Source organism: Novipirellula herctigrandis, assembly GCA_007859835.1.
Taxonomy (GTDB): domain Bacteria; phylum Planctomycetota; class Planctomycetia; order Pirellulales; family Pirellulaceae; genus Novipirellula_A; species Novipirellula_A herctigrandis.
This window is the reverse complement of record SJPJ01000001.1, coordinates 8,028,748-8,055,465: the sequence shown is the minus strand read 5'-3', so window position 1 is coordinate 8,055,465 and position 26,718 is coordinate 8,028,748. Positions and strand designations below refer to the sequence as shown.

At 52.3% G+C, this 26,718-nt stretch carries 15 protein-coding genes; 5 read left to right on the top strand and 10 right to left on the bottom strand.

Translation table 11 applies throughout. The features are described 5' to 3' along the window. Positions 1-199: 199 nt before the first annotated feature. On the top strand, positions 200-1,429 hold the full coding sequence (locus CA13_RS29325; RefSeq protein ID WP_146402720.1) for a pyrophosphate--fructose-6-phosphate 1-phosphotransferase: 1,230 nt from the start codon (positions 200-202) through the stop codon (positions 1,427-1,429). 69 nt (positions 1,430-1,498) lie between these two features. Here CA13_RS29325 and cmk read toward each other — a convergent pair whose 3' ends face one another. The 4 genes from cmk to CA13_RS29305 are packed head-to-tail and all read right to left on the bottom strand — an operon-like array spanning position 1,499 to position 7,066. Next, entirely contained in the window at positions 1,499-2,167 is a 669-nt protein-coding gene (gene cmk, locus CA13_RS29320) for a (d)CMP kinase (protein ID WP_146402718.1), read from the bottom strand. A 44-nt stretch (positions 2,168-2,211) separates the two neighbouring features. Beyond that, positions 2,212-4,875, bottom strand: coding sequence for a transglutaminase TgpA family protein (locus CA13_RS29315; RefSeq protein ID WP_146402716.1), 2,664 nt, complete (start codon positions 4,873-4,875; stop codon positions 2,212-2,214). Continuing rightward, positions 4,868-6,124 (bottom strand): DUF58 domain-containing protein, encoded by a 1,257-nt coding sequence (locus CA13_RS29310; RefSeq protein WP_146402714.1) that lies wholly within the window; start codon positions 6,122-6,124, stop codon positions 4,868-4,870. Before CA13_RS29310 ends, CA13_RS29315 begins: the two co-directional genes overlap by 8 nt. A gap of 45 nt (positions 6,125-6,169) precedes the next feature. Next, positions 6,170-7,066 carry an AAA family ATPase gene (locus CA13_RS29305; protein ID WP_146403965.1) on the bottom strand — a complete coding sequence of 299 codons (897 nt, stop codon included), beginning with the start codon at positions 7,064-7,066 and terminating at the stop codon, positions 6,170-6,172. Between the two features lie 214 nt (positions 7,067-7,280). Here CA13_RS29305 and CA13_RS29300 point away from each other — a divergent pair, with 214 nt between their 5' ends. Both CA13_RS29300 and CA13_RS29295 read left to right on the top strand, forming a co-directional pair. Then, positions 7,281-9,995, top strand: a complete 2,715-nt coding sequence (locus CA13_RS29300) for a choice-of-anchor Q domain-containing protein (protein ID WP_146402712.1) — start codon at positions 7,281-7,283, stop codon at positions 9,993-9,995. A 233-nt stretch (positions 9,996-10,228) separates the two neighbouring features. Next, complete coding sequence (locus tag CA13_RS29295) at positions 10,229-10,765, top strand: hypothetical protein (protein WP_146402710.1); 537 nt, start codon at positions 10,229-10,231, stop codon at positions 10,763-10,765. Between the two features lie 58 nt (positions 10,766-10,823). On the opposite strand, the gene CA13_RS29290 is transcribed toward CA13_RS29295, so the two are convergent. Beyond that, the gene (locus CA13_RS29290; RefSeq protein ID WP_146402708.1) at positions 10,824-11,708 is read right to left on the bottom strand and encodes an SMP-30/gluconolactonase/LRE family protein; all 885 of its coding nucleotides are present in this window, start codon (positions 11,706-11,708) and stop codon (positions 10,824-10,826) included. Positions 11,709-12,257: 549 nt separating this feature from the next. Here CA13_RS29290 and CA13_RS29285 point away from each other — a divergent pair. Beyond that, a complete protein-coding gene (locus tag CA13_RS29285; RefSeq protein ID WP_146402706.1) occupies positions 12,258-14,735 on the top strand; it encodes a hypothetical protein in 2,478 nt (825 codons plus the stop codon). A gap of 5 nt (positions 14,736-14,740) precedes the next feature. On the opposite strand, the gene rimO is transcribed toward CA13_RS29285, so the two are convergent. The 5 genes from rimO to CA13_RS29260 form a co-directional block, all read right to left on the bottom strand. Beyond that, positions 14,741-16,162: a 30S ribosomal protein S12 methylthiotransferase RimO gene (gene rimO, locus CA13_RS29280; protein ID WP_146402705.1), complete on the bottom strand. Its 1,422-nt coding sequence runs from the start codon at positions 16,160-16,162 to the stop codon at positions 14,741-14,743. A 138-nt stretch (positions 16,163-16,300) separates the two neighbouring features. Continuing rightward, a complete protein-coding gene (locus tag CA13_RS29275; RefSeq protein WP_146402703.1) occupies positions 16,301-19,411 on the bottom strand; it encodes a PSD1 and planctomycete cytochrome C domain-containing protein in 3,111 nt (1,036 codons plus the stop codon). Further along, positions 19,408-20,835: a DUF1501 domain-containing protein gene (locus CA13_RS29270; protein ID WP_146402701.1), complete on the bottom strand. Its 1,428-nt coding sequence runs from the start codon at positions 20,833-20,835 to the stop codon at positions 19,408-19,410. The genes CA13_RS29275 and CA13_RS29270 overlap by 4 nt, the downstream gene beginning before the upstream one ends. A gap of 38 nt (positions 20,836-20,873) precedes the next feature. Next, complete coding sequence (locus CA13_RS29265) at positions 20,874-22,964, bottom strand: hypothetical protein (protein ID WP_146402699.1); 2,091 nt, start codon at positions 22,962-22,964, stop codon at positions 20,874-20,876. 11 nt (positions 22,965-22,975) lie between these two features. Continuing rightward, a complete protein-coding gene (locus CA13_RS29260; RefSeq protein ID WP_146402698.1) occupies positions 22,976-25,135 on the bottom strand; it encodes a serine/threonine-protein kinase in 2,160 nt (719 codons plus the stop codon). Positions 25,136-25,404: 269 nt separating this feature from the next. Between CA13_RS29260 and CA13_RS29255 the strand changes: the two genes are divergently transcribed. Next, positions 25,405-26,715 carry a BBP7 family outer membrane beta-barrel protein gene (locus tag CA13_RS29255; RefSeq protein ID WP_146402696.1) on the top strand — a complete coding sequence of 437 codons (1,311 nt, stop codon included), beginning with the start codon at positions 25,405-25,407 and terminating at the stop codon, positions 26,713-26,715. The last annotated feature ends 3 nt before the right edge of the window (positions 26,716-26,718 follow it).

The following is a 26,718-nucleotide window of genomic DNA, read 5'->3' as shown; positions in this document are numbered from 1 at the left end:
GCATGAGGTGATCATGGACGAGACTCATATCAAGAGGCGGTTGCCACTCGGTGTTGGCAAAATTCCCCACACGCCCCCCCGCGACGACTCGAGGGATATGCGATATTTTTGGGGCAGATGATTTTAAAATCCACGACAGTGGATGGCCCCTCCCACCTTTTCTTGCACCCCATCGAACACGTTAGTTGGAGCGAAAATAATGTCAGTCAAGCGAGTTGGAATTCTTACTGCTGGGGGACTTGCCCCTTGTCTTTCTTCGGCGATCGGAGCGTTGATCGAGCGTTATACAGAGCAAGCGCCGGAAGTCGAAATCCTATGCTACCGATCTGGTTACAAAGGATTGTTACTGGGTGACAGCTTTTTGGTTACCTCCGCAGTTCGCGAAAAAGCAAATGTGCTACATCAGCATGGTGGTAGCCCAATCGGAAACAGCCGTGTTAAGTTGACCAACGTAGCGGATTGCGTCAAACGCGGTTTGGTCGCAGACGGACAAGACCCACTGGAAGTCGCGGCTGAACAACTGCGTACCGATAGAGTTGACGTATTGCACACGATTGGTGGCGACGACACAAACACGACTGCGGCCGATTTGGCTGCTTTCTTGGCGAAGAACGACTATGCTTTGACGGTCGTTGGACTTCCGAAAACAATCGACAACGATGTGATCCCGATACGGCAAAGCCTCGGCGCGTGGACTGCCGCCGAACAAGGCGCCCGTTTCTTTGAGAACGTCGTAGCCGAGCACAATGCCAACCCGCGAATGTTGATCGTCCACGAAGTGATGGGACGCAACTGCGGGTGGTTGACTGCCGCCACAGCAGAAAAGTATCGCGAGCGATTAAACGAACTCGACTTCTTGCCTGAAACGGGCCTCAGTCTTGAACGAAAAGACGTTCATGGGATCTATGTTCCCGAGATGCACTTTGATCTGGAAAAGGAAGCCGCGCGGCTTTGCAAGGTAATGGATGAAATTGATTGTGTGAACATCTTTATCTCCGAGGGTGCGGGTGTGGATACCATCGTCCAAGAGATGGAATCACGCGGCGAAAAAGTTCCCAAGGATGCATTCGGGCACTTCAAACTCGATGCGGTTAATCCAGGCAAATGGTTTGGCAAGCAATTCGCCAATATGATCGGCGCAGAAAAGACTCTCATTCAAAAGAGTGGTTACTATAGCCGAGCCGCCCGGGCCAATAAGGCCGATATCGAGTTAATCGCTCGCTGTTCCAATAAGGCCGTCGAGTGTGCACTTGCCGGTGAAGGTGGTGTGATCGGTGAGGATCAAGAGCAAAATGACGAACTGCGAGCAATCGAATTTGAGCGCATCAAGGGTGGGAAACCGTTTAATATTAACTGCACTTGGTTCGGTGAATTACTCGCAGCGATCAACCAACCAAAAGGTGACGTCGTCGAAACGCAACACGCGTAAGGTTTTACAAGGGCACGACCGGGGCGTGTCCCCGGCGGCCCACACGTGCCCCGACTGACACAAGTGAGGCTAAGTCGCCTCACTACTTGTTTCGATACGCTCGCGAGCGATTTTGACAACGGTTTCAAGAACATCTTGCGGCGACATGCCATCGGTATTCAGGATTACGGCATCTTCGGCCGCTCGCAAACGGCCAACCGGACGCATCCGGTCCTCCAAATCGCGTTTGTTTTGAGCGATCAATATTTCATGGACCGGAATATGGCGTCCTTCGCTTTTCAATTGTTCGTAGCGGCGCTGTGCCCGTTCCTCTGGTGAAGCGGTCAGAAAGATCTTGCACTCAGCTTCGGGAAACACCTCGCAACCTTGGTCACGTCCTTCGGTAACGATATTTCGTCCCTCGGCGATACGTCGTTGTTGTTCCGACAATCGGCTGCGTACTTTGGGTTGGTCGGCCAAGTAGCGAATTGCATCGGTAACGGTCGGCGTCCGAATTTCGACCGAGACATTATCACCGTTTAGAAACACGTGCTCCCCATCCCAATCGATTTTGGCATTCTCGGCCAATTCAACCAACCGCCCGACATCAGAAAAGTCAATCTGAGCTCGAATAGCGGCCAAAGTCACAGCACGATATAACGCACCAGTATCGAGAAATTCGTATTTCAATTGTTTTGCGGCTAAACGAGCGATACTGCTTTTTCCGGCACCGGCAGGTCCATCAATGGCTACGATCACGAGCTGACTTCTTTGTTTCTAGGTTAGAACGATTCGTATTGAGGCTATTTCGTCGGCGCTGTCTTCCAATATGCTGCCCGGCGACGTTTTCTTAAACGACTTGCGGCGCGTTTAACTTCGTGAAGCGCTTCAGCGATTTGCGTATGCGATGGCAATGTAGTTGCTTCCGATCCGTTTTCATTTTCCAATGCGACATCATCTGTGCGAACGCCCCCGAAACGTACTCGATAAAACACGTCCGTCAAGAGTCTCATCGGTGCTGCGTCATATCGTTCGGATTTCGTTTCATCAGTACTTTCTAGCTCGGAAACGGCATTCAGCTCAATTGCCACCTTGTCGGCAAACTCGGCTGGTGTTTCGGAGGGAAGTCTAAAGATTCCGGCTTTCTCTAAACAAACGATTGCCTCGGCATAGAAAGCAACTTTCGGTCTCGCCACATACTTTCGCTTTCGCGATTTCTTTCTAAATCGAATGCTTCCAAAGTATCGACCGAGCGTTACAAGGCAAAGCAGTGTTCCGATTCCAATCGCTGCCGCTTTCCACGAAAAGCCATGTCCACCAGAAAAAGCGTCTCCTCCCAGTTGCCCAGCGCGCACCGAATCCATTGTGCGTTGCAACCACGACGCAAACTCGGTTCGCGTCGAAGTAATTGTAGCCACATGTTTGACCGATTTCTCTCTTAACTGATCTTCGCTAGCACTGAGATCTACCACATTAGTTTTCCACCACGTCTGTGCCGCATCCAGAACACTATTGACGCCTTTCGATTGTGCAACAAAAGACGCGCCGCCTGGTGTCGGGTCAAGCCGCAGCCAATACTGGTCACACTCATTCTGTCCATAGATGAGCGAATCCACTTGCTTAGCTGGAATAAGTGCTTCGACCCAAGCGTGAGCGTGCGATTGTCTAGCAACATAATAGCCACCAAGCTCGTTGTAATCATCGGTGTGATAGCCAACGACCAAGCGAGAGGGAATACCTTGGCTGCGCAACATCATCACAAGAGCGGAAGCAAAGAACTGACAATGACCTCTTCGATTGGTCGCAACAAACTGTTCAATCGGGTCCACGCTCATTTGTGGCGTCGAATCCAAACGTAGCGAGTATTCGAAACCGCCTGTTGCAGCGAGGAATTGCTCAAACTGTCGCGCAATGGCAACGTCCGTTCGTTCGTCCTCCGGAATGCTTTTTGCAATCGCGTTTGCCAAACGTTTGACGGTCGGCATTGCCTTACCGTCGAACATGACTAGATGCCTTCGATAGTCTTCAATGGAACGATTCTGTTTCCGTATACTGAACCGAATGGTTCTTCGGTTATTCTCTACAAACGCTGCGTCATAACTCGATTCGACAGGCATGTCTTCGATTTTCGGCATGACCACTTTTTCCCCTTTTGCAAACCTGCCGATCCACTCACTCTGCAATCCGCCACGAAAAGAATGGGTACCAAATACATACCTGACACGAGGATATTCAAACTGATCTTCATACGATCGTCGGATCGTCCAGCGGCCAATTTCATGAAAATACTCTGAGTCGCGGCCGACGTTATGATAGGGTGCAATCGCGAACAATGAGGGACTACTCATCGCTTCACAATCGATCTCCACTCGCACGGAATCATAAAAATTTTGATCACTCGCTCGAGGCGAATAATATTCGTTTGGCAACCGCGTCGCGCCGTGGATCACGCCCGTCCTTAGTGATGACCAATCAGCACTCGGACGCTCCTTGTCAACAATCGCATGGTAGGCTTCCAGAACTCGACCACGAAGATACAAACCATCGTAAGCCTTGTACGGTTCCCCGGTGGAATGCTTTTTGAGCCAAATATGCATTGCCACATCACTGCTTTGAAGCATCTGCCCAAATTGTTCCAAACGCACCTTATCACTGAAACCGGTTAACACATTCCCCTGGCCACGCATTTGTGCTGCTTCGGTCGTTCGCGGAATCGCGTAGAAAAATGTGATCCCAATCAAAATCACTGCGGGAATCAATAGGATCATCACCGATTGAAACATCAACATATAGGGACGCTTGTTTGATGATTCGCCGTCCAATGACAACAACATCAAACCAAACGCCGTGAAGACACCGATAGGTATTAGAACCAGACCAAACAATATTGTATTGTTAAAAACAGCCGCCACGATCAATTCCAACAAACAGAAAACGCAAAGCTGTTCACAAACGCGCCGCGTCTTCGCTTGCAGCATTAAGATGCCTTGAACGAGGACTAATAGTTCCGACACCGCGATCAAGTGACGATTGTTAGTTTGCTGTATAGCAAGCGAAAAGTAATACTTGCTTTCAACATCGAAATCGACAAAGCCACTTACACAGTACAGCGCCGAAACAATCATCGCGAAGTAAGCAACGAGTGGCGGCAGACAGAAATACTCTAACCAATCGACATACACAAAACCAAATATAGCAACAAACACCGCGCCCCAAGCAAAGGCCTCGGTATCGGGATCGCCCGCCAAAACCAATCCCCCCAACAGCGACAACACGGCGAAAACGAATCGAATCCGCACGTCGACCAGTGTGTCTTCGGGAGTGACTTTTTCGGTCAGCGGATTTTCGGCGGTAGTAACGCCCGCCACTTCTCTCGGAGGAGTTCCAAAGGCAGGCAGCCGCGCCTTTAACATCAGCCGCAATGACTCAATTCGCGAGTTTAAATCGTTGGGAGATTGACTATCCACGAGTGGCTTTCAACACGGGACTGAGACGTGACTTTTCCAAATTCGGCTTGGACTTTCCACGAAAATCAAATAGCTGGTGTTCGGATTCCGTGATATTTATCCATTTTAGCGAATCGCGGCGTTGGAAGGGTTCAATTGTTTGATAGGTGTCATCGTCCATTGCCGCGATCGCTGCGTCTTGTGATCGAGGACTCACGACCAAAACGTTTCGAAACCGACCTGTTACCGCTTTGGCTTTTTCGAGAGCTTCAACAATGACGGGACGGGCAGTCGGTTTGGAGACTGCTAACACCCGCAACAGTCGCCGTTGGTCTTCGATCGTACCGCCTGCTGGCGCCGCTGCCGCCTCGGCTCCGGCAACGGCGACAACCATGCGGTTCGATCCACTTGCTCCCAATTGCAATGCCACAGTGGCAACAAAGCTGATTGCCGCTTCAACCGATTCATCATCGGAACCCTCAGGCAAATAGGCGTCAACGAGCAAGCAAAGATCGTAGCGACGAGGTTGGTCGTATTGGCAGACGACCGGTTCATTCATTCTTGCGGTCGATCGCCAATGAATCCACCGCAAGATATCTCCATGTTGCCATTGCCGGAGGGCGAAAAACTCTCCTTCACTGCGGCCACTCTGCTGCGACGTCTTGGCGACACCACCTTGATCACTTAGCAACACGCGTTGCCAGCCGCGCCGAAGCTTTACCAGTTTCGGATAAACGGTCAAAGTCTCGGGCTGTTCGTTGACAATTTGGCAAGTCATCAAGTCCAACGGAAACGACGATGAAACCGCTATCGGTCCAAAGTTCCATAGCCCGCGAGCACGAGCAACGCGTTCGACTTCACAAGACGCTTCGGTTCCACGTCGAATTCTCTCCTGCGTCGCTTTTACATCGAGCAATCCGATTTCATTGCTAGAGGAGACTAGATCCGTTACGCGAAGCATCCATAGGGTCATCCACTGACTGTGGTTGCGAATCTTGTACTTAATCTTAAATGATTGCCCCGCAAAAACTTCCTCAGGGAGACGCCGTTGAATCGACAACGCGACTAACGAGGAACGACTCCACCGCCATTGCATCAGCAATGCTCCAACCAAAACGCCTGCAATCACCAGCAGAAGATTGAATCCCCGCAGCGCACCGCCAAACAAGGCGAAACAGCCGACGAATAGGAAATGTGCTCCTAGTCGAGTGAACCGAATTTTCCGCCGATAATGGGGCGAATTCAAAGACTGATTTCGAAGCGGTTTCACTATGCTCGCTTTGGTTCTCGTTTTAGATGCAACTTTGCGAATGCCCTATGTCGGGACGGGAACAGTGTCCAATATTTCCGCGATCTGCTTTTCGACCAATTGGCGAGTCGGACCTTGGAACACACTGTCATGAACCACTCGGTGCGATAAGGTCGCCACTGCCAACGCTTTAATGTCATCGGGCGTGACAAAATTTCGACTCTGAGAAATCGCTCGTGCTTGGCAACCACGATAAAAGCTGAGACCACCACGGGTGCTCACGCCGAACTCGAAACCTTTATGACCGCGAGTCGCATCAACGATGTCAAGCAAGTAATCCACTAACGATGGTTCAAAGGCTACCTCTCGTACAGCGGCTTGAGCCGCCAGTACTGATTCGGTGGTTGCGACACTGTCAAGCCGATCTACCGGTTCGCCACTTCGATGGGTCAATAAGACTTGCCGTTCCCGTTCTCGATCGGGGTATCCAAGCGACGTACGAAGCAAGAATCGGTCCAATTGGCTTTCCGGCAACGCGTACGTCCCTTCGAACTCGTAGGGGTTTTGTGTGGCGACAACCACGAACGGCTTAGGCAATGGATGCGTCACGCCGTCGACAGACACGCTCCCTTCGCTCATTGCTTCCAACAGAGCCGATTGCGTGCGCGGTGGCGCGCGGTTGATCTCGTCCGCCAAAACGACGTTTGCAAAAATTGGGCCAGGGCTAAATTCAAACTCGCGACGATCGCTACGGTAGATCATACTGCCAGTAATATCACTGGGCAATAAATCAGGGGTAAACTGAAGTCGCGAAAACTTGGCATCAATGGATTGCGCCAATGCCTTGGCCGCTAACGTCTTGCCAACTCCCGGAACATCTTCAAGCAGAATGTGTTCGCCGGCCAACATCGCGACGACCAACATTTCGACTACATCGGGTTTTCCGAACAACACTTGTTCAATGTTTTCGCGAAGCCGCCGCGAGGTCTCAAATGCGTCTCGCGTCATCAGTCCGCTTCGCCTTGGTTGGATTTGGTAAGGAAATGTCTAAAATTGACCTTTTGCTTGTTCCAAAATCATACCCAACCCCCTCGCATCGTTCCATTGGGGGAGGCTCGATTTCGACTTTACGGACACCCTCGCATCTGACGCGATTTTCCGCGATAATGATGTCATCATGAATACCTTCCTTTCAAATTGGTTTACGGGTCGTTTGGGTCTCGCTAATCGTCCGAGACGTCGGCTTGCCGCCGAGTTACTTGAGGATCGCCGTTTATTGGCTGCGGTCAATTTGGCGAACAGTTCCCCAATGAACAATTCCCTAATAAACAATGTCGAACAGGCAGCCCAAGGAGAGGTTCCTGGAATGACATTGATTGTCACCACGGCCGAAGATGAGCTTGACGATGACCCGCTCGCGGGCGGAACCGACGACCTGAGTCTGCGCGAAGCGATCGAACTAACCAACCTTAGCCCTGGCTTTGACCTGATCCAATTTGCTCCCGAACAGTTTTCCGGTGAAACGATCGATCTCGTTCTTGGCGATTTGTCGATTCGCGATGACTTGAAAATCGAAGGGCCCGGCGCGCTGCATTTGACAATCGACGCCTTGAACGCTTCGCGAATTTTCGTGGTGACGGATTTTTTGGTCGAAAGTACGCTCAATGTGGAAATTACCGACATCACGCTTACGCGGGGCGTCGCGCTCGGCGTCGGAACCAATGGAACCGGCGGAGCAATCACATCGCTAGAGAATTTGACGGTACGACGGTCACATGTGACTGGCAATATCGCCACGACACTTGGTGGCGGCATCTATAGCAGCACGCTCGGTTCACTGACGATCGAAGACAGCACGATTGCAAATAATGCAGCTGGCATTGGCGGAGGCGTTGTGATGGGAAACCAATCCACCATCCACCAAAGTACCATTTCCGGTAACCAAGCCAACACAACGGCGGGGGGCATTCTGCACTTCACGGGCACTTCTACGATTTCCAATAGTACCGTAGTGATGAACGAAGCAGGCGACGAAGGTGGTGGTATCGTCAGCGCCGAAGCGTCGACGCATCTGGCCAGCACGCTTGTCGCTGGAAACACGGCGACCGCCGGAAACGATCTGTTTACGCTCGGCGGTGGATTTAGCGGCAGTTTCAGTTTGATCGCGGATCCCGATTCTGCGGGTGGATTCAGTAACGGGACAAACCAAAACATTGTCGGCGAGTCACTCGGGACGGACCGCGTGCCAATCGATGTCACGACCCTTGTCGAACCACTTGCACTTCATGGAGGTGCGACTCCGACTCACCGGCTTGTTCCTGGCAATCCTGCGAACGACGTTGGATTGTCAGCCGATGCGACGGACCAACGAGGCGTGTGGTATGAACGCAACGTCGGTGCTGGTGTGGATATCGGGGCCTATGAACGACAAAGTGGCGACGATCGATTGTTGGTTGTTTCAACCATCTCCGATGAACTTGATGCGGACCCGATGGGACCGGACAATGTCTTCTTGAGCCTTCGCGAAGCGGTGCAATTGTCAAATGACGCAAGCGACGATTTTGCGATCCGCTTTTTGCCATCACTAACAGGCCGAATCGAATTAGGTCTCGGCGAATTGGCGATCACTGATAATGTTTCGATTATCGGTAACGGACTCGATCAAACGGTCATCGACGCGAACGGTTTGTCGCGATTAATTCAAATGCCTAACAACGGAACACGACTTTCGTTACAAGGAATTGGCTTAACAGGCGGTCGTGCCACCAACGGCGGTGCGATCCTCGCCGCAGACGCTGACATTGAGTTGTTGGGGGTTTCGATCGGGGGAAGTCAAGCAACCGTTGATGGCGGCGCATTGTTGATGCAATCAGGCACTCTATCCATCCGCGAAAGTCGCATCTCTGGGAATTTGTCGGCCAATCGGGGTGGCGGTATTGTTGGCGCAGATGTGCAAGTGACGGTTTCTCAAAGCACGGTGTCCCAGAATGCCAGTCCTATGGGGGTTGGTTTCCACACGATCTCGTCCATCGCCGACGGACCTTCACCCACGATCCGTATCTCCTCTGACGATAAGTCCGGTACCAATACCGACGGAATCGATATCCAATCGGGTTCGATTCGAGTCGAAGGAGCCTCCGGGGACGAGACCTTCGAACTCGATTTCGTAACGGACTTATTGGGGGACACTTTAGCACTTTCGATTGACGGTGGAGACGGACACAACACGCTTGAATTTGGCAACGCGTTGACGCCGACCGACGTTACCGGAAATGAATTTTTGGTCGAGAACTTTGCCGTCATCCTGCTCGCAAATGGTATTTCACAGTCACTTAGGCTTGACGGCCCCGCCATCGAAAGGTTGGCACCCGCCGTGCGCTCAATTCAGGTTGCCGGGGTGGGGAATTCAACGTTTGAATTTGTCGATCAAGACGATTGGCGGATGGGAGAACCGCGAATCCGCAATGGCGTTTTCTTAAGGACCGTCGTCAATGATCTTGGCGTTTTTCCATTGACGATTGAGGCCGGTCTGCCGTTCCCATGGAGGAATCTTGTTGATGAACAAGATGTAACCAATGACGGGGAAACGAGCGCATTAGATGCCCTTCGGATTATCAACGAATTGAATGACCGAGATTATTCGGCGCTCGATGGAACTCTAACCAATCCGATTGACGTCGAATCATGGCCAAACCAATATTTTGATGTTAACGGAGACGGAAAAGTGACGGCACTCGATGCATTGAATATCATTAATTTCATAGCTATCCCCGCCAATAATGATGGTGGCGGTGAGGCCCAAGGCGAACCCGTTTTGGCTTTCGCGGCGTGGCTCAATTCGATTGCTGACGATGGCGACGAAACAAGCGACGCGAACGTTCGTTTATTCTAAAAGCTTGATCGAGGACCGGATAACCGTTCCGCTCCGCGAAAATGAAGCATTCGCATCATCACTATACCGCTCGCTCAGCGGGCCCGGTGATTCACTCATTGCGTGCCCATTCCAAGCGTGTATTTTTCGGGAATGCTCGATACTTTCCAGCAGCGGATGGGTTAGACTTAAACTCGCACGATCACGTGTGTGTGTCACCACCCCCCTCTAAATCTCGCAAAAAGAGACATTCAATGATGATGAAACTGATTGGTACTGCTGCGTTAGTTGCTTTATTGGTAGTCCCCGCCTCGGCTGACGAAGCTGCGGGAAAGAAAAAGAAGAGCAAAGAAGGCGGGCAACAACGTAACATGGCTGTCCAAATGCTTAAGCAATTCGAAGCGGCTAAATTGACGGAAACGCAAACTGCCAAGGTCAAAGAGATGGCCAAGAAATTGACGGACCAAGTCAAGACACTCCGTGCCGACGGGGGTATTACCAATGAATTGATGAAGAAGCGAACAGCCGCGCAGAAGGAGCTCCGAGATTCGGGCAAGAAAGGAAAGGAACTGATGACCGCCGTCAACGAAGCCGCTGGTTTGAGTGAAGCTCAAGTGGCTGTGTTTGGCAAAATCAGCGAAATCCGAATGAAGTTTCAAAAAGAAATCATTGCATTGTTAACGCCTGAACAGAAAGAGCTGTTGCCCGCCCGATTAACCAAAAGTGGCAAGCAGACAAACGCCAAGAAAGAGGGCAAAAAAGGCGGCAAGAAGAAGGATTCGAATGGTTAAGTTCGCTACTTCTATCAGCGCTAGGTCCCATCGATGATCTGACAACGATAAAAGAGACTCAAGACCGCTGATAACGAAACGGATGGGATGCAGTCCCTTTAACGGACATTGGGCATCGAAAGACACCTCCGGAAAGTGGACTGGCTGTTTTGGCCGTGTTGTCCAAACCGGTTTTTGCCGTCGTGATGAAAAGTTCATTCAAGTCATCGCCGCCGAAACAGCACGCGGTGACTTGAGGTGCAGGAACAGCGATGCAGTCGATTTGTTTGCCTGTGTTACCGTCGTAACAATGCACCGCACTGCCGCCCCAAAGCGCGACCCACACATTGTCATCCGCGTCGACCGTCAATCCATCGGGGAAACCGATGTGTCGAGGAATCTCTACAAGCGGACGTCGATTTTCGATTTTTCCATGCTTGAGGTCAAAATCAAGCACGTCGATTCTCTGGGTCGGAGTATCAACGTAGAACATCCGCGAACAATCACTCGTCCACCCCAATCCATTGGAGATCGTAATGTGGGTTAACCACGTGACGACTTTCCCATCGTTGTTGAGACAATAGAACGCGCCCGAATCCGTGTCACCATTTAGGCTCATCGAGCCGATCCAAAAGCGACCCGCAGCGTCACATTTGCCATCATTAAAGCGAACATTCGGTGATCCAAAGTCCAAGTGATTTAGGACGTCCACCTTGCCGGTTTCCCAGTCCAATAATTGCAACTGATCCCGGCGTGCGAGTAACCATCGACCGTCATCCGTCGGGACTGCCGCTCCCAGCAAATCACCGGTGCCTCGACTCTCGCATCGACCACTGTTTACGTCAAATCGATTTAGCTCACCCGTTTCGATGTTCACCCACCATAGGCTTCCGTTGTGCCACAGAGGACCTTCGGCCAGTTCGGCTTTGCCATCGTAAAGGAGTTCGGCTGACTTTCTTTTCATGGTGGATTGCACTCCAAAATGGGTTTGTCTCGATCAACGACAAAGTGGTTTTCTAAGCAACCAGTTCGTCACATAAATCCGCATGGTTCCACGTGGGTCTATTACAAAACACTCAGGGGCATCATTTCGATTGGACGGCTGTTTTTAAAGAACGGATTGTATACCCAAAAGCCCCTATCGTGTTATCCGCAGCCTCGAAATCCGATGCGACGATCAAAGGATGCAGATCGCCAAGGACGATTCGGGTGCCGTTCTACGATGCGAAGATCGAATAGCAATGGCGTCGATTCATGAATACTTCTTAGGGCCAACAAAACGCATTTCTCGAACACCGAGAATGACTCAACCAGTGAGTTTTTAACACACATGACGAGCCGCTGAAGAGGACAAAACACCACGTTTCCACAGCGTCCGGGGGGTGGCATTCCTCTTTTTTCGATTTTTTGGGCTTCTCTTGCACGGCCAATGGAGCGACGGGTCACTAATTAAACAGGGCATATCGGTGTAGAGCTCTTTGACCTATTTTTCCTTTCCCATTTGGCTGATCCCATGCGTTTAACCCTTCGCACGTTACTTGCTTACCTCGACAACACGCTCGAGCCCGCTGATGCAGAAAGCTTACGGGCGAAGGTGGCCGAGAGCGGTTTTGCGGGGCAATTGGTCCAACGGATTCGCGATACGATCACTAGCGGTCACTTGGCAGCACCGGCGCCGGATGCGGTTGGGCCGGTCGAAGAAGCGAACATGATTAGCGAATATCTCGACAGCACTTTGCCGACGGAGCAAGTTGCGGAGATCGAGAGGGCTTGCTTGGAATCGGACACACAATTGGCGGAGGCGGCGGCATGTCATCAGATTTTGACAATGGTCTTGGGGAAAACGGCAGATGTGAGTCCTGCCCTTCGCCATCGCATTTACGAACTTCCCGATCGTGAGATTGCCGACATCGCATCGGCGGGAAGCTTTGCTTCGGTATCAATGCCGGACGCGGATCCGACCTCCGACGGCCTTCACGATTTGGAAGGAATCGACGTCGCCGAGACCGTGGCACCGTCTTCAAGTATGATGGAAAACGAAGAGTCGTTAGTGCAACCGGTTGGGCCAGCTGACTCAGGCGTCTCGGACGCTCCGACGCGCATTCGACAATCCGATGCTCAAGACCAATCGACTAGCCCGCGTGATGGCACCATGGCGGGAAATCGACCTCGCTCGGCGTTGGAAGCCGCCCAACTCTACGGTGGCACGATACGCACCAATCGTATGGCTCCGTGGCTGGTATCGTTTGCCCTGGCCGCTGCATTATTGTTTGCTTTGGTTCAAATCTTTGAGCCGCTGCTCAATCGCGGTAAACTCGTCGGCCAAGGAGACGAGCCGTTACAATCGCTCGCCTCGGATGCGGACCGCAGCGAAGCAAGTGCCAGTGACGCTGTGGTTGAACCGACTGAGGAGATCGAAGTCCCGCCCGAGTTGGCTCCGGAGATGATTCCCGTTGACGAGGCGGCTCGAAGCATGGAACCAGACAATGTCACTGAAACGGAAGAGAGCTATGAGGATTTACCTCTACCAGCTCCCGAGCCGGAACGGACTGAGCCAAATCCTTCTGAGTTGGAAAGTATCACGCAGTATGATGAAATGCCAACTCCGGATGTGGAACCTGAAACCGACGCTGATGCGCCGCCGCCCGTCGATCCATCGGTGCCTCAGTTGCCAAGCGATTCCGAGGCACCACCGGCTGTGGATGAAGTTGGTGGAGAAGGAATGGAGCTCATACCTGGGGTCAGCGGCTCCATCTCGCCAACAGCCGGCGAACCGGATAGCGATATGAATGCCCCACCGATGCCCGCAGGAGTAATGGACGCGGATTCTGAGCTAGGAACGGCGGATGAATCGGAAATTGAGGGCGTTGCCAAAGTCACAACGGATTCGGGACTTCTAATTGGTCTCGGCGTCGATGGCGGAGCATTCGAAGTGAACCGCAACGACGTTGTTACAGCGGGTCAAACGTTGGTTTGTGCCCCAACCTACCGTGTTCGGCTCGACACAAGTTCGGATGTGGCAGTGACCCTGATCGGACCGGCACGTATCCATTGGTCGGGAGGCGGAACGGAAGAACTCGTGCTACACGTCGAACACGGACGTGCCTTATTGGAAGGAACCAAAGCGGGTGCGGATTTAAATGTCGTCGTTGGAGCTACACAAATGAACCTCTCGTTTCCCAATATCGAAACATTGGTAGCTTTGACCACCGCACCTTATCGACAATCCGGTTTTGACCCTGTTTTGCCTGAAAATCACGTGATCTCCGTCGGCGTCTTGGTACCACAGGGCGAATCAACTTTGTCAATCGAATCGGAGACCATTCCATTATCGACAGGCGATCGTTGGGTCAAACGAGGGAGCGAAGCGGACCAAAAATCCGCCGGTGATTCAATTCCAAATTGGATTAGTCCTCCAAATCCGAACGACCGGTCGCTTGAAGCGGCGGCGCGCGAAGCACTGCTGAGTTTGATGGTCGATGGCCAATCCGCTGAAAAATCCCTACGTGAAGCGACCATGTTTCGGAGGGCCGAAGTCGGCGCATTGGCGGCAAGAACACTCTTGTCGATTCGTCGTCCCGACGTTTATTTTGGTGGTGACGGCGTCTTGAACAATCCTGAACAACGACTGTATTGGGTTGACCACTACGCGTCGCTTGTAGCTGCGATCGACCGCGATGCAGAGACCAGCAATGTGATCAAGACGGCGATCGTGCGAATGGATTCGGCTAACGCCCAGGCACTCTATAAACTACTGGTTGGCTATTCGCCGAAACAACTAGCCGAAGGTGGCGATGCAGAACTAGTGAGCTTGCTTGACTCTCCATCGATGGCGGTGCGATCACTAGCGTTAGAGAATTTACGGAAGATCACCGGCGGAGCCACCTTGGGCTACCGACCGGAGCAAGATAGTTCTGCTCGGCGTTCGCAAGCGATCAAAAAATGGGAAGTGCGATTGCGAAAAGGCGATATTCGAATGCCGATGGAGTGATAACGTTAGCTGCCTAACGATGCCGCGACCAAGTCATATCCGTCCGCTGCAACAATCTCGCAGCGAATTAGATCGCCCACGTTAATTGCTTCGTTTTCATCCGAAGCGGTGACATAAACGATCCCGTCAATGTCGGGTGCTTCGGCGCGAGTTCTGCCGATCCAAACCCCAGGTTCATCCGGCAATGGCGAGTCGATGATGACATCTTCGACCGTTCCAACCCGGCTCTCATTCCACTCGAACGCAATCTTTTGTTGCATCGCCATCAACTCACCTTGGCGGCGTTCGGCAATTTCATGGGGCACACGGTTGGGCAATTTTGCGGCCGGTGTATCTTCTTCGACGGAGTAGGTAAACACGCCTAAATGTTCGAAACGTTGTTTTTCAGCAAAATCCATTAGCTCGGCAAAATCATCGTCTGATTCGCCTGGGAAACCCGCGATCATCGTCGTTCTCATAACCACGTTCTTAATCCGCGAACGGAATTTCCCCATAATGTCTTCTTGAATCGCTCGCGTCGTCTTCCTTGACATCCGTTTCAGCATCGAATCGCTGGCGTGTTGCAACGGCATGTCGATGTACGGCAAAATCCGCTGCGCACCGGCGAGCGTGTCGATCAATGCATCGTCGATATACATCGGATAGAAGTACATCAAGCGGATCCAATCAACCGAATCAATCTTGTCAAGTTCGATCAATAAGTCGTTCAGTCGCGGTTGTCCGTATAGGTCTTTTCCATAGTACGTCGTGTCCTGTGCGACGACGACAATCTCGCGGACGCCACTGTCACCAAGCCGTTTCGCTTCATCGATCACTTGTTCCATCGGCTTACTGAAGTGTTTGCCGCGCATTTTTGGAATTGCACAAAACGTACACAATCGATCGCAGCCTTCACTGATTTTCAGATAGGCGAAATGGCGAGGTGTGACGGCACTACGAACCGCGTCGCTAAGCGGTTTGATCGGCGCAGGACGAAAAACTTTCTGCTGTTCTTCTACCCCCGATTGTAGACGATCAATAACCGACACGATTTCATTGCGACCAAAAACACCGATCATCGCATCAATTTCGGGCCGTGCTTCGAGTAGCTTTCCTTGCTGACGCTCAGCCAAGCATCCGGTCACAATGACGTTGCGAATTTTTCCTTCGCGTTTCAGTGCCAACATCTCGTCGATCGCCCCGAGGGATTCCTCGCGTGCCGAATCGATGAAGCCGCACGTATTGACGACGACAAAATCGGCATCATCCACTGACCCAACCATGTTGTAGCCGTCCTCGTCTAGCCGGCCGAGCATCTGTTCGGTGTCCACCAAGTTTTTTGGGCATCCCAAGCTTATCACGGCGTAACGACCACGCGCGTTGGGGTCTGTACCCTGTGGTCGGGCGGGCTTGGCGGACGAAGTATCGGATACGACAGGAAGCTGCATTGGATGCCAAAAAGCGCGTGTGGAAGCGGGGCAAAACCACGCCGAGAAAGGCGGAATTGCACGAATTAGCTTGAATTAAACCGGACAAAGCCGTTTTACGCTACCTACAATCCATGGAATTGCGTGTTTCGCCGTAGTTCAATACCGAGTGATGGTTTCGTGCAAATTCAATATCACACGGCAAACCTGCCCCATCGCGGCAACCGTCGCGGCGTTCTCCGCTGGGATCAAATTCTCTGAATTACCGACGTTCATGAACGCTTTTGCGGCGTCCGGGTGATCGCGGTAATAGGCCAACTGTGAATCAAACAAATCCCGAAGCGAGTCAATTTCTAGACCGCTTGGCGTCCGCGCAACTGCCCGTTTGAACGCGACCTTCACGCGATCTTCGAACGTACCTTTAGGCATTTCGTCAATTAAACCCTCCGCCATGACGCGAGACGCTTCAGCGAACGTCGGATCATTCAAGAGCGTCAACGCTTGTTGAGGGCTATTGGACAAAGGTCGGTCGGCCGTACACTCATCGCGAGCAGGGGCATCAAAATTGACCAGCATCGGGTGTAAAAAGGTTCGTTGCCAATGCATGTAAACACTGCGGCGATATTGGCGGGCATCTTGGCTTTCAGAATACTTCCGATTTGGGAACTGCAAGTTTCGATAATGGCCATCCGGCTGATAGGGAAACACACTCGGCCCGCCGATGTAATTCAAATTCAATAGCCCCGCGATCGCCAGTGCATTGTCGCGAATCGCCTCCGCTTCCAGGCGTCTAGCGGATTGTTCGGCAAGCAAACGGTTGTACGGATCGACTTCGGACAAGTCCGTTCGAACGGCCGCCGTTTGCTGATAGGTGCGACTGGACACGATTTGTCGAACCAAGTGCTTTACATCCCAACGGCTATCGACAAACTCCGCTGCCAACCAATCGAGCAGTTCTGGGTGACTTGGCCATTCCCCCTGGCTACCCAAGTCGTCCAGTTTTGAGGAAAGCCCTGTGCCGAAAAATTGCTTCCACGTATGGTTCACAAAGTGTCTTGGCGTCAACGGGTTCTCAGGGGAAGTCAACCAATTGGCTAAATCCAATCGCGTCAAACGCCGTTCTGTCTGGATCGTCGGCTGAGGCAAAAAATGGGGAACCGCCGGTGCTGCCAATTCCCCAGATTCATCTTGCCAATTGCCTCGACGTAGAACGCGACTTACGGGCAATTCATTCGGCGCAACGGATTGAGCGATCAAGGTGAATGCCATGCCACTACGCGCTTTGAGTAGCTGGTCGCGGTAGTACTTGGCTGGCTTGCATTGGTCAGCAAATGGAACTGTCGAAAGATGGAACTCGGCAAGTAGCGTTTCGGCTTCGTTGTCTGCCACGATCGCCTTTCGCAGCGACTCGGATGCCGCATCCCATCCAGCGATTGCGTGTCCAAGTGGCGTTGCTGAAATCCGAACGCGACCGATGTCACTACTTTTTAACTGAACCACCAATTGGCATTCTTCATGCAATTCAAATGGCACTGCAAAGTGATAGACAGCCGTGTGTGGCAGCTTGTTTTCATCAGCAGGCAATTGAAAACGCGATGGTCCTGAGTCCCAAACTTCATCCAATACTAACGGTTCTTTTCCACTGCTGTACGATTTCGGTTTGCGTCGATCGGCTTCACCCCACGCAATTTGGAGCTCCGTCGCTTGCTCGGAATTGGACTCTTTGGCCTCTAACCTCGCAGTGACGCTAACTTGAAAACCACCATTGTCACCGCGACCAACGAAGCCGCTGGTTTCGTCAGGTAAAGCTTCCAGACGAAACGAATTCACCGTCATCGCTTTTGGCGTTGTCAACTTTATGGAGATCCTATCGTCGTGCACGACACGCTCGGCAACCTTCATTGGTGCCCAACCATCGGGATACACTTTCAAGAATTCCCGGATCGACGAGGCCCATGAAGCGACTTTGTCCTTGTTGTCGATGGGGGGACCGATTTGCTGCCTGATGGCTGCGTTGCGTTCTGATTGTAGAAAAAGGATTTCTTGGCGAAGCGATGGGCTATCGACGCGTTGTTCGGGAGGAAATGGATAGTCGTTATTGAACCCTTTCAAATCATTATTCGGAGTGTATTTGTAGTTGGAGTAAACGCCCCATTGTTTCAGGTCGTCAAAGAATGCCCCCAAAGAATAGAAGTCCTTGGCGGTGAACGGATCGTACTTGTGGTTGTGACATTCGCAACAACCGAGTGTTGCCCCGAGCCAGGCTGTTCCTATTGTCCGAACGCGATCGGCCTTGTATTTCGCCAAATACTCACCTGGTTGGGCTCCCCCTTCGCGGGTCAACATATTCAATCGCAAAAACCCGGTGGCTGTTAATTGTTCGGGAGTCGGCTCGGGCAACAAATCCCCAGCAATCTGCTCGCAAGTGAATTCATCAAACGGCTTGTTCTCGTTGAAGGCCGCGATCACATAGTCACGATAGGGAAATATCCGTTGGTTCTGGTCCCCGTGGTATCCCACCGTATCGGCGAACCGAACAAGATCAAACCAGAAACTGGCCATTCGTTCGCCAAAATGCTCTGACGCCAATAGCCGGTCAATTTGCTTCTCCAAAGCGTTTTCGGACTCGTCCGTTAGAAACGCCGCCAACTCAGCCTCGGTCGGTGGCAACCCGATCAAATCCAAACTCAACCGCCGAAGTAGAGTTGCTTTGTCGGCCGAATCACTCGGCGCAAGACCTTCCTGTCTAAGCCGTGATCGAATGAATGCATCGATCGGATTGGCAGTCCATTGCCGATCCGCTTGCCCCGTCGGCACCTTTGGACGAACAATTGGCGAATAGGACCAATGCTGTTCATACTCGGCCCCTTGCTCGATCCAGCGTCGGAATAGCGCCTTGTCAAAGTCCGTCAATTGATGTCGGAAGTCCGACGGCGGCATCGACTCACCGTCATCGGTAACCGTGATTCGCCGATAAACTTCCGACGCATCGGGATCGTTCGGCTTGATGCCAACGAGGTCATCGTCCGAGGGTAGCAAACCGGTAGCCGCTTCGAACGAATCGATTCGAAACCCACTGTCGTTGTCTGCGTCGTCAGGCCCGTGACACTGAAAACAGGTATTGGACATGATCGGCCGAATGTGTGCATTAAATGTTACTCGCGCGGGCAAAACATGCGGTTTCGCAGGGGATTCATCCGCCTTAGCCGTCACGGTGATCGCGACAAGAAGGGTGACACAGATTGATCGATTGGTGTGAATCATTCTCATGCCATGATCTCCCGAACGACACGTGCCGGTTCCACACCGGTCAGCCGAAGATCCAGCCCCTGAAAACGAGCCGACAATCGCTCGTGATCGACGCCAAATAGATGTAACATTGTCGCGTGCAAGTCATGCACGGTGACGACGTCCTCGACAGCGTTGTAACCAAGTTCATCCGTCGCGCCATACACCGTACCTCCTTTCACTCCACCTCCGGCCATCCACAAACTGAAGGCGTTGATGTGATGATCTCGTCCGCTGCCTTGTGCCATCGGAGTCCTACCGAATTCCCCCCCCCACAAGACGAGTGTGTCTTCAAGCATTCCGGATCGTTTAAGATCCGCCAATAGCGCCGCAGTAGGTTGGTCCGTCGCCTTTGCCGAAGTGGTGAAGTTCGGTATGAGGTTTCCGTGATGATCCCAACCACGATGGTAAAGCTGGACAAACCGTACGCCGCGTTGGAGCAATCGTCTAGCCAACAAACAATTTGACGCATAGGTTCCGTCGCCAGGACTCTTGACCCCGTAAGCGTCGAGTGTCGCTTGGGATTCCGTTGTCATGTCCGTGAGCTCTGGCACAGCTGCTTGCATCTTGAACGCCATCTCGTATTGTGCAATTCGAGTATCGATTTCAGGATCCCAGTGACGCTCTGTTAATAAACCATTTAACCGTTGGACTTCGTCAATCACTTGCCGCTGAGTCGATTGGCAAACTCCGTCGGGGTTGCCGATGTAATGCACCGGAGCGCCGCTTGATTGGAATGCGATCCCTTGATAGCGACTTGGCAAGACGCCGGCGCTCCATTGTCGTGCCGACACCGGTTGAGCCCCAGGCCCCGATGATGTCATCACCACGTAACCCGGCAAATCAGAGGTTTCCGCACCGAGTCCGTAGAGCATCCACGACCCCATGCAGGGACGCCCTTTGATGATCGAACCGGTATTCATGAATGCATGTGCGGTGTCGTGGTTGATTTGTTCGGTCGTCATGCTCCGAATGACGCAAATCTCATCAGCCCATTTGCCCGTGTGAGGGAACAACTCGGACATTTCGATTTCCGACTCGCCCCACTTCTTAAACTTGCAAAACGACTTACGAGCCTTCAACTCGGTGTTTTGAAGTTGTGCAAGCTGTTGGCCAGCGGTAAACGAGGCGGGAAACGGTTGTCCATCAATCCGATCGAGTTCCGGTTTAGGGTCGAGGGATTCTAGGTGTGATGGCCCACCGGCCATGCAAAGGTGCACAATCCGTTTTGCCTTGGGGGCGAAATGCGGTAGGCCTGGGATCGCGGGCCAAGGATGTCCGGCCACCGTCGAATCGCCATATGCTTGGTTGTCGCCCATGAGCGAAGCCAACGCGATACCACCTATGCCCGCAAACGATTGGGTCAAAAACGAACGGCGTGCAACGTCATTGGGGGTGGGATGCATGGCGGGCTTCTTACGGGGCTAGCGAAAAGATGAAGCAATTACAGCGGCAATCGCGACTTCAATTCTACCTTAAACTCCTCTCGAGCATGGTAAACCGGCAAAGTCGGGCCAAACGCATCGCGACGAATGATTTGAGACAAGGGCAAAGTGACTTTGCTCTGTGCGACCTTGATCGTTGTCGGTTTCGCGGGGCGATTGACGCCGAACGTATCACATAAGACAGCGTGGAAGTCAACCAACTGCTGTTTTGCGGCCTGTTGCCCGACGTTTCGCGTGTTGGCTTTGCCCGCCCAAATCGCAGAAAGAGCCGCCAGTCCCATGGCGGCAAACAACTCTGGAATCGATGCCGAAGCGATCACGGTGGTCCCAAAATCGATAGGGATCATCAAAACCCCGCCGAATGCCGCCAGCACTGCCGCAAGTGGAGTCAATCCAGCGACCAATTTTTTGTGCATTGGAACTTCGCCCCACATTTGTCGCACCGCTTCATCGAGACGCCGCGGATCCAGGCTGGTGAAGTCGTCCCGTTCAAAGCGGCTAATGGCCGCTTCGGAACACTCGGTCAAGCACGATATATCGGCGCCCATTTCGCTTTCAAACCAATGTGGCAGTGCGATGGTTCCTCCGTAGCGATCGATTGCAAAATTCAAACTATCGGGCGTCACCAATCCACCGTATTCGCCCCGGCGAAACTTTTCCTTAATTTCGCTGGCCGTCCGCTGGGCCATCGCAGATGGAGTCAATTGTCGCACAAAATCGCCAGCCCCGCCTAACACTCGACGAATTCGCGAGTTCATTCGAACACCCCACCGAGCATACCACGGTGCTGTTGCCGCAAATGATTCCGACAACTGACGAACGATTCGTTCGGATTGATGCAGTCGCAACTCGATCACTTCACCGCCGGCTTGTCGATGAGTAAAAAACTCGAGTGCTGCATCCAGTAGACACTGCTGAGCCTTCTCGGTCGCAGCGTTCGATGCCTCGGCGTCCTTTTCGATGCAGGCCATCCCGCGGTTCCAAATAAGCAAACGCAAACTCGATTGCAAAGCGACGCGAAATTTCTCGAACAACACCGTGCGATCAAGTCGCGACGGCATCGCTTCGAGCATGCGGGCTTCGTCAATCGCCGCAGGCGGATTTTCGTCCGGGTTTGCTTGCACCGAATAGAATACCGGCAAAAGATCGTTTTCCAGATTCAATGCTACTTTTGCCAAACCGTCAGCCGATGGGATAAACGGACGGCTAGCGGGAACATCATAATCGTATGCCGCGTAGATCGTCTCGATTCCATGAGCTTTGGCCAATGGCGAAAACGTCTCGAATACCTGGTCGGGCGTTTGCCGTGGACGGATCTTATTGACCGCAAGCATGCGTGGCACACCCGGCATCAAATCGGAAGCAATCCGAAGCAGGTCACCAAGTGTTGCATCGCGAGAAGATTCGACAGACGTCACGATTAGAAATGCCGAACACAAGGTCGACGCACGGCCCAACAGTGTTCGGCGAATTTCGGGTGACCCAAGCCCGAAGGCTTCGTCAGAAACAATATCGGGACAATCTAATAGTCCCACGCCCGATTCATTCAATCGCTCATCGGTTGCAACTAATGGAATCGCCAATGTTTCAACATCGCCGCCGTGGTTGTTGTATTGCAAATGAGCTTTCGCGGGGTCTTCGGAAAGCATTTCAGGCGGATGGCCAATCGCGTCGCCGATTCGTCCTAGAAGTAATCTCCAAAGTTCTTCATCCTCTTGCCATTGGCAAGGCAGCCATAGGACGAATCGATGCGTGCCTTGCGAATTGCTTGGGCCGCGCAGCGTGCGAGACCGACCGGCGTCGCTCAAATAGGTAGCCACTAAGCTGGTTTTGCCGCTGTTGAGCATCCCTGCGATTGCCACCACAGGCCAATTGATCAGCTTTCCGGCGGTATGAACTTTACGGCCGGATGCCAAAACATCGTCCACAAGTGCCGAATCGACACGACGGATCGCCGTTAGGTAGCTCTCACGGTGCTCAGTTGGAAAACGCATTTGCACGGCCGAACGGCGATCGTCGTCTTCCAATAGCGACAACAAATCAGGCCAATCAATTGGCGGTTCTTCGATCTTTTTGCGTTTGCCAAACATTCAGCGTCGTTTCATCCTTCGCTGGGCGTCAATTTACTTGTTAATTTACGATGATCGACACGTTCTCCATCGAACACATCGGTCCACCATCGCATCGCGTCCACACTAGACCACCCATTGTGATCGCGGCAATGGCGAAGTGTATCAGCCAATTCGTCCATCGACACCGGGCGCTGCGCGGCATCTTTTCGCAAACAACTCAAAATCACATTCTGCAAATCGTCAGCCAATGGCACACCAATTCGGTCAGATGGCCGCATCGGCTCTTCATTGAGTTGTTTCAAACAAATATCAACCGACGGGCCACTGTCAAACATCGTACCACCGGTAAGTAGCGCATAGCCAACCGCGCCGACAGCGTATAGATCGCTACGAGCGTCCGCCGACGATGGGTCACGAACCGATTCGGGCGACATATACATCGGCGTTCCCGTGATCGATTCGCTTTGCGTGATCTCAACCGTGTTTTGCGAAATATCTTTGACCAAACCAAAGTCAAGCACTTTGACCATATCAAATACGCCGGCCTGAGCGGTCAGGAAAACATTCGCTGGCTTAATATCACGATGCACGATACCACGGTAATGTGCCTCCGCAAGCGAACCGCAAATCTGCAATAGGATTGCAATCACACGATCCGCCGGTTGCCGTCCGTAGTCATCGATCAATTCCTGCAAACTGATTCCTTCGAGATACTCCATCACATAAAAGAAAGTCCCGTCATCGGTTCGACCGTAGTCGTAGATAGCGATGGTGTTTGGATGACGCAGCCTGGCGGTCAATTGGACTTCACGAGCGAACCGCTTGGCCATCGTGGTTGTCAACTCGTCGCGTTCGAGGACCTTAATGGCGACTTCGCGTTTGAGCATTTCGTGAGCCCCGGAGTAGACCGAACCCATAGCACCGCGTCCAATCATTCGACCAAGAGAATATCGACCAAGTCGGCGAACGATGTGTTCGGGTTGTAAACGACGCGTGAGTCGGTCACACCAGAACACCAAACCGGCGAATCCCACATTCGCGGCCGCTAAAAAACCGATCAACGCGTAGACCAGCCAACGAAGATTCCGTAGTGGTCGATAAATCGTCGCCGTTTCGATTTCCGTTGTCACACCAAAACCGTCTTCAGGCAACCATCGCCATGCCCCAACCACTTCGACGCCTCGGTAATCGCGATATCCGACAACGTTGTCGCCTGTCGCACCCCGAGTTGCCTGGTCCGCCATGAATGTCAACGGTTGCCCCAATACCGCCTTGGTCAATTTCCCAACCTCGGTGAGGTCAACCCCAGGATCACGAACCTCCAAATGCAGGATACAACTCGACGTCGGCGAAGGGTTGATCAAACCAATCGCTCGAAGTTGGTCTCGATAGTGACTTTCACTCAGCATTACGCCCCGACGATCAAACGCATAAGTCTCGCTCATTCGCGCATCGTCGGAAACAGACAACATCCGGCTAAAGCCGTCACGAGGATCCAACAACCAGGCAACCGCACCGAAGACACGAGATCCATCGTCGATCGGCGCAAGGGCTGCAACAATCGCCTGTGAAGATTCGGCCAACACTTGACTGTTCTCAAGCCTCTTTTGATCAGGTTTTAAAACGACCGACTCAAAAGGTCGAGTCACAATCGTCTTGCGAGCGATAATTTGTTTGGTCGCATTGGGTGGCAAATCAAGGGGAGTGCAAAGCAGCTCGTCGTGGTCGCTGGCAATGACGCGGGACTGAACATCGATGATTGCCCATCCGATGCGATCGGTCGCTAGTGTGGGCTCCGACGTTTCATTTTCTTCCGACAACGATTGGCCGAGTGCCTGTATTTCCGGATCCATTTGCAGCAGGTCGGGGGCCAGATTTCGAATGCGTGAATATCGATCCAAGATGTCAACTGCGAGTGTTCTGCGAGTCTCATCTTCGATCCACTGTTTCACTCCGGTTTCACAGTCATTTCGCCAAGTTTCAAAGGCAACGAGATTTGAATTCAAAATCGACCGCACCGATTGCCGCGTTAGATGGTGCATCGACGAACGAAACGAAGACAGCAGCCCCAACAATGCCACCGCAATCAAGATGCTCACAAGTACCGTTCCGATCAGTACGCGGCGAGCGGATCGACCACGCAACCAGTCAAGTATCGTTTGCAAGCGAGATCGAGTCGAGTTGGGCAAGGGAGCGAAAGTCCTAATCAAATTCGGGCACTATTTGTCTTTGCCCCTAATCTAGTTTCTCATCGAGGGTAAGACGAGACTGGCGGTATCGTTTCCTGCTCGTCTTTTGCGTTGAAAATGCCTTGCACAACAGTCCTTTCGCAGCATGAAAGCAAAGAATTGAATGAATCTGACTTGACACATGGTGAAAAAAAACGCGAATGTCGTCACAACCGCCAGTGAAACTTTAGGAAAACGTGGCGGATTTTTACATCTAGGAGTCTACGTCCGTGTTTCTTCGGCTTTCCATCATCGCGGTGAATGTCATTGTGGCGATTGCCATTTCGTCGCTTGATCACGTTGCGGCCCAGACCGCGTATCCGCCGGGGAATCCGACGATCGTCTACAACGGTGCCGGTGGGCCGCCCATAGGTGACCCGTATGCGATGAACAACTACAACGCACAAGCGAATTGGTTGTCTGCGTTCCCCAATATGGGGATTTCGATCCCTAGCGTTTCCGATCGATTGTACGTACGAGCGGAATATTTGGCGTGGTGGGCCGCCGGAATGGACACACCACCACTGCTCACGACTAGCCCCGCTGGAACGCCACAAAATCAAGCCGGTATTCTCGGAATGCCTGGAACCAGCGTCCTATTTGGCGGTGGGGAATTGAACACGGATATTGCCAATGGGTTCCGCGCTCGAGCGGGATTTCTTCTCAATCAACAAGGGACTTGGGGGATCGAGGGCGAGTACTTCCTGCTCTCGGGTGACAGCGACAACTATACGGGCTCTGGAAATGGTGCCCCGATCATTGCACGTCCTTTTTTCGACACGACCAATGACCGCGAAACCGCTCAATTAGTTTCGTACCCTGGATTGGTCAATGGAACCACTGCGATCACTTCCGAATCGGATCTGAAGTCCGCGTTGGTTAACGCACGTGTTTCGTTACTTCCAACCTATCCTACGATTTGTCCGCAGGACTGCGAGCGTGACCGTGTCGATTGGCTCGTTGGTTACCGCTACCTCAAGTTATCCGACCGGTTGGGCTTTGTTGAAGATTTAGAGTCGCAAGTCCCTAGCGCCCCGGGCACCATCCACTTATCAGATGCGTTTGAAACCGAGAACCAGTTCAACGGACTGCAATTAGGAGTGGTTTACCACGCAAACTTGAACCGGGTATGGCTTGAGTCAATGTTGCGAGTCGCAATAGGCGAAAACAAACAGCGGGTTCGCATAACCGGTTCGACTGAGATCACGGAACTAGGCGTGACCGACAACTACGCGGGTGGATTGTTAGCCCAAACGAGTAACATTGGATCGTATGACAATAAAGACTTCGCAATGATTCCCGAGATTGGTTTGACGCTAGGTTTCCGAATCACCAGCAATCTACATGCAACGGTCGGCTATTCGTTGATGTACTTTCCAAATGTTGTCCGCGCGGGAGACCAAATCAGTACGGATATAAACCCCAACTTGATCCCCGCTCCAAATCTACCAATCACGGGATCACAACGCCCAGCATTTTCGTTTGTTGAAACAGACTACTGGGCTCAAGGCTTAAGTGTCGGTGGTGAGTTGAGGTTCTAGCGT